Source organism: Roseburia sp. OM02-15 (assembly GCF_003481835.1).
Lineage (GTDB): Bacteria > Bacillota > Clostridia > Lachnospirales > Lachnospiraceae > Eubacterium_I > Eubacterium_I ramulus_A.
On record NZ_QULX01000044.1, the window covers coordinates 1 to 4,774 of the forward strand.

Below are 4,774 nucleotides of genomic sequence, written 5' to 3' on the forward strand. Positions count from 1 at the left end.
ATGAAATACTGTATAAGGAATTCTCATTTTGACTTGTACTATTTATATTCTAGCACCAATCATCTGCAATTCCCCAAATAAAACTCACTATTGAGTTTTGAATTTGATTATCCATATAAATTTACCTTTAACCTTTCATCTGTTTGCTTTGTAACCTTATCAATTTTAAATTATTAGGTGTCCGTTAATCTGGTCTCATTAATTTTCTGTGCCAGAATTGTCATCAGCAGCCCCTCCGGAGCGAATCCAATCATCAACTTCTGATAACTTAAATTTCCAGAGGCGGCCCACCTTATAAGCAGGCATATTTCTTTTTGCAATCCATTGTAAAATCGTATCTCGTCCAACTCCAAGATACTCCTGCACTTCTTTCAGTGTCGACCATTTTTCAATAACCTGTTCCTTCACTTTGAACCTCCGTTTTAGTCTCTCTTATACTTAGCATCTATAGTTACACTAAAAATTGTATCTCTTTTTGGAAAACAGTTCTGTCCATCAGCATCCTGCATTTCCCATTTACAATATGTAATTCCATCAAAGCCACGGCCATCTATGGTCGTGGTTATTTTTATACTCTGATTCGGCTTTATATCTGGTAATTCAATTACAGACGGATTAGCTTCTGGGCGATCTTTATCGCCTCGCATATATACCAGTTTTCTTCCAGTCCAAACCAGCTTACCTGTATTTATAATTTCCCACTGATGAATAACTTTTTCATAGCTTTGAATCACATGTATTCGATTGTAAAAGGCATTAACACTATCACCCATATATAAAGGCTGAGGTAATGCACCTGTTATTTCTTCGCTATTGTTTGTCTTCTCAGCTTCATATGTCATAGCAAGAATATCGTCAACATCGTCTGTCCCATTAATCAATTCCTGCATCTGACGGGTCAACGCAACACATAGCGCTTTTTTATTACAATCTTTTTTTTCCGGAATACCAAAGTCAATGATTACTCCCTCTTCATCTGTAATGTTCTCCTCAAAAAAAGTTATTAACTCTTGCGTTCTATCCGTACTAGCAAATCCTGATTTCAGCTCATCTGTAAAAGGTTTTCCGCCAGAATACAGCTGCTTCGCATAACTATCAGAAATATAACCATTTCCAGCAGCTTTGAACATTTCTTTCACAAAAGCTTTTTGACTTTTAATTTTTTTGCAATAAGGTCTTACGCCTTTGCAAAGTCTTGAAAGATTCAATCTGGCACCTCCTTTTCTGAGTAAATATAGTTTCTCATTTTTATTATATTACTTAAACCAGCGAAAATCAACCCATTGTGGCATTAACAATTTGTAAATCATTATAAACCAACTTTAACAGACATTTGATATGAGTGTCTTCATAAGTGTCCAAAGTGTCTTTTTTCAGTGTTCTGCCCCAATTTCAAGTGTCTTTTCCAATTGATAAACTTAAATCATCAAGATTAAGGCAGGTGATTTTAATGACAAAATCAGAAAAAAGAATGTGGCTCACCAACATCGAGAATGCCGCTGATGCTGTGGCAGCCGAGTATGGTTCTGAAGTAGCCCAATCTGTATTCCAACGTTACGACGCTCATGGAACATACGATTTAAGCCCTTGCTACTACAGTGAAGTTTTCGCTGATTTGGAGCTTATCGCAAACGACAACTAAAACAAAACGCCCTGAGCAAGGCGTAAAACTACTTTCTTGATCATCAACTCACCATCTTCGTGGCCACGTGGTGTGTTCGTAGCTGATGAACAAGAGAACATTATCAATAGAGTGCCAGCTTACGAACGGCTAGTCACCGAAAAGAAGCGGAGTTATCCGCATGAGGTGACCATCTTATGAAAAACACTGGCAGCCATAACGGTTATCTCCGCTTCGGTTCAAATGCCGAAAGGAGAAAATTGAATGGCAATCAAAGACAATCAAAGTAAACAGTATCGTATCTACATCAAAGAATCTAAAAGCTGGGTGGATGTAAACAAGGAGTTCTACACGAACTACTATCGTGACATCAATTCCTATCGCAAGCGTCAGCAGGAGCATGGCCGTTGTGTCTGCCCTGCAAGCAAACGCTATTTATGCGACATGGACTGTATGACCTGTCCGTATGCCAAGGCTGGCGACCAGCTTTCTCTCGATAATACCGTAAGCGACGGTGAAGGAAATGAAAAGAGCTGGCTTGATGACATGCCGGATGAATCCACAGCTATCGCTGAATTAATGGAGGATGCAGAACTTCTCCGTGCCCTCTATGCAAAGCTGAATGAGCTGGACCCGGAAGGCCGTCTTATCTGCCAGCTTATTATGGAAGGAAAATCTGAGCGTGACTGTGGCATGGAAATGGGGCTCTCCCGTAATACCTTTGTATACCGCAGGGACAAGCTACTCCAGAAGCTTCGCTCAGATCTGAAAGATTACATCTAATTTGAATGGTCGTCCTCTGATATTTCGGGGGACGATTTTTCTTTTCAAAAAACTTTTTATAATTTTTCGGCCAAACGGCCATCTCACCTCCATTGAGTAGTGTAAGGCGAAACAAAGCGACCTACAGAAAGCGAGGTGAACACAGTGAAACAGACCTTTCACAACAGAAGCGGCACTGACGTAGAAGTAATTGCTACTCTCACAGCAATCAGTCAGGTATCCGCAAGAATGGCGAAGAATCTTAGACTCATCGCCGCACAGAGGCAATCCGAGGAAGGAGGAACAACAAATGGCAAAAATGAACGATATGGCTATGACCATCGAAGAACTGAGAAATGCTGCCGCTGCTATTAACGATGCAGCAAACTGGCTTGCACAGCAGTTTACATCCGATGTTCAGCAGCAAAGAGAAAATATTGATGCTAATACAGAGGAAAAATCAAAACCTGCACTGACCCTTGAGGAGGTTCGAGCTGTTCTGGCTGACAAATCTCGTGCTGGGCATACGGCTGAGATTCGAGAACTTCTTAAAAAATATGGTGCAAGCAAGCTGTCACTCGTAGATCCAAAACATTATGAAGCCCTGCTCAGGGAAGCGGAGGTGCTCTAATATGTCGCCTAAAGGACATGCACTCCTTTCCGCATCCTCTTCTGACAGATGGCTTCACTGCCCACCGTCAGCAAGGCTTTGCGAAACCTATGAGGATAAAGGTAGTGATTATGCTGCAGAAGGTACCGACGCACACGCTCTTTGTGAGTACAAGCTCCGTAAAGCTCTCGGCATGGAAGCTACTGATCCAACCAAAAGTCTCGACTGGTACAACGCCGAAATAGAAGATTGTGCCACCGGGTACGCCAGCTTTATTATGGAGCTTTTGGAAGATGCCAAGCAGACCTGCTCCGATCCAGTTGTTCTGATTGAACAACGAGTGGACTTTTCCCGTTGGGTGGAACAAGGCTTCGGAACCTCAGATGCTATTCTCATCAGCGATGGAACTATGCACGTGATTGATTACAAACACGGTCTTGGAATCCTTGTTTCCGCTGAAGACAATCCACAGATGAAATGCTACGCCCTTGGCGCTCTGGAGCTTTTCGATGATATTTATGACATCGATACGGTCAGCATGACCATCTACCAGCCCAGGCGTCAGAACGTTTCTACCTATGACGTCAGTAAGGATGACCTGTATCAGTGGGCCGATGAAGTTCTGAAACCTACCGCCGACCTCGCCTTTGCCGGTGATGGAAATTTCCTGTGCGATGAATGGTGCGGATTCTGCAAGGCAAAGCACGAATGCAGGGCCAGAGCAGAAGCCAATCTTTTACTCGCACAGCACGATTTCAAACAACCACCTCTGTTGGAAGATTCAGAAATCGAAGTTATCCTTTCCCATGTCGATGAACTGGTCTCCTGGGCCAACGACATCAAGGAGTATGCACTTCAGCAGGCAATCAGCGGTAAAGAATGGACAGGCTGGAAACTGGTCGAGGGTCGCTCCAACCGCAGATATACCAACGAAAACGCCGTATCTAAAGCTGTCGAAGCTGCTGGTTTTGACCCTTATGAAAAGAAGCTACTTGGTATCACTGCTATGCAAAAGCTACTCGGCAAATCTCGCTTCGAGGAACTCCTTGCAGCCTATATTGAAAAGCCACAAGGCAAACCTACTCTTGTGCCGGAAAGCGATAAACGCCCGGCAATGAACACAGCAAAAAATGATTTTATGGAGGAATATGACAATGAGTAAAAATGTAAAAATGACAAATCCCATGAAGGTTATCACTGGTCCTAACACACGCTGGAGCTATGCCAACATCTGGGAACCTAAGTCCATCAACGGTGGCACTCCGAAATATAGTGTCAGCCTGATTATCCCGAAATCCGACACAAAGACTGTTGCAAAGATTGAAGCTGCTATCGAGGCTGCATACCGTGAAGGTGAAACAAAGCTCAAGGGCAATGGTAAGTCCGTACCAGCTCTTTCCGTACTTAAAACGCCACTTCGTGATGGAGATCTTGAAAGACCGGATGATCCTGCATACGCTGGCAGCTACTTTGTGAATGCAAATGCAAACTCTGCACCTGGTATCGTAGATGCAGACCGCAATCCTATCCTCACCCGTTCTGAGGTTTACTCTGGAGTCTACGGTCGTGCCAGCATCAGTTTTTACGCTTTCAACAGCTCTGGCAATAAAGGCATCGCCTGCGGTCTTAACAATCTGCAGAAGATTCGTGATGGCGAGCCTCTTGGTGGTAAGGCATCTGCTGAATCCGACTTCGCAACTGATGACGATGATGATTTCCTTGTAGAGATGAGCAAAACACATTGATCCAAAAGTAGAACTTGGCAGTTAGTTTCCATAAAG

7 protein-coding genes are annotated in these 4,774 nt (G+C 43.3%); 5 read left to right on the forward strand and 2 right to left on the reverse strand.

Annotated elements, in window-relative coordinates; translation table 11 throughout:
• Positions 1 to 198: 198 nt before the first annotated feature.
• Positions 199 to 408 carry a helix-turn-helix domain-containing protein gene (locus DXB15_RS16615; RefSeq protein WP_118703546.1) on the reverse strand — a complete coding sequence of 70 codons (210 nt, stop codon included), beginning with the start codon at positions 406 to 408 and terminating at the stop codon, positions 199 to 201.
• Between the two features lie 14 nt (positions 409 to 422).
• Positions 423 to 1,208 carry an NBR1-Ig-like domain-containing protein gene (locus tag DXB15_RS16620; protein WP_118703547.1) on the reverse strand — a complete coding sequence of 262 codons (786 nt, stop codon included), beginning with the start codon at positions 1,206 to 1,208 and terminating at the stop codon, positions 423 to 425.
• A gap of 242 nt (positions 1,209 to 1,450) precedes the next feature.
• Between DXB15_RS16620 and DXB15_RS16625 the strand changes: the two genes are divergently transcribed.
• The 5 genes from DXB15_RS16625 to DXB15_RS16645 all read left to right on the forward strand — a co-directional run bounded on the left by DXB15_RS16625 (position 1,451) and on the right by DXB15_RS16645 (position 4,738).
• Complete coding sequence (locus tag DXB15_RS16625; protein WP_118703548.1) at positions 1,451 to 1,642, forward strand: hypothetical protein; 192 nt, start codon at positions 1,451 to 1,453, stop codon at positions 1,640 to 1,642.
• A 243-nt stretch (positions 1,643 to 1,885) separates the two neighbouring features.
• Positions 1,886 to 2,404 carry an RNA polymerase sigma factor gene (locus DXB15_RS16630; protein ID WP_118703549.1) on the forward strand — a complete coding sequence of 173 codons (519 nt, stop codon included), beginning with the start codon at positions 1,886 to 1,888 and terminating at the stop codon, positions 2,402 to 2,404.
• A 289-nt stretch (positions 2,405 to 2,693) separates the two neighbouring features.
• Entirely contained in the window at positions 2,694 to 3,014 is a 321-nt protein-coding gene (locus DXB15_RS16635; RefSeq protein WP_118703550.1) for a DNA ligase, read from the forward strand.
• Position 3,015: 1 nt separating this feature from the next.
• Positions 3,016 to 4,155 carry a DUF2800 domain-containing protein gene (locus DXB15_RS16640; RefSeq protein ID WP_118703551.1) on the forward strand — a complete coding sequence of 380 codons (1,140 nt, stop codon included), beginning with the start codon at positions 3,016 to 3,018 and terminating at the stop codon, positions 4,153 to 4,155.
• A complete protein-coding gene (locus DXB15_RS16645; RefSeq protein WP_118703552.1) occupies positions 4,148 to 4,738 on the forward strand; it encodes a DUF2815 family protein in 591 nt (196 codons plus the stop codon). The genes DXB15_RS16640 and DXB15_RS16645 overlap by 8 nt, the downstream gene beginning before the upstream one ends.
• Positions 4,739 to 4,774: the final 36 nt, after the last annotated feature.

Excerpts from the sequence above, each read along its gene's own strand:
- DXB15_RS16640 (WP_118703551.1), top strand. The coding sequence starts at position 3,016 with ATGTCGCCTAAAGGACATGCACTCCTTTCCGCATCCTCTTCTGACAGA.
- DXB15_RS16625 (WP_118703548.1), top strand. The coding sequence starts at position 1,451 with ATGACAAAATCAGAAAAAAGAATGTGGCTCACCAACATCGAGAATGCC.
- DXB15_RS16630 (WP_118703549.1), top strand. The coding sequence starts at position 1,886 with ATGGCAATCAAAGACAATCAAAGTAAACAGTATCGTATCTACATCAAA.
- DXB15_RS16645 (WP_118703552.1), top strand. The coding sequence starts at position 4,148 with ATGAGTAAAAATGTAAAAATGACAAATCCCATGAAGGTTATCACTGGT.
- DXB15_RS16635 (WP_118703550.1), top strand. The coding sequence starts at position 2,694 with ATGGCAAAAATGAACGATATGGCTATGACCATCGAAGAACTGAGAAAT.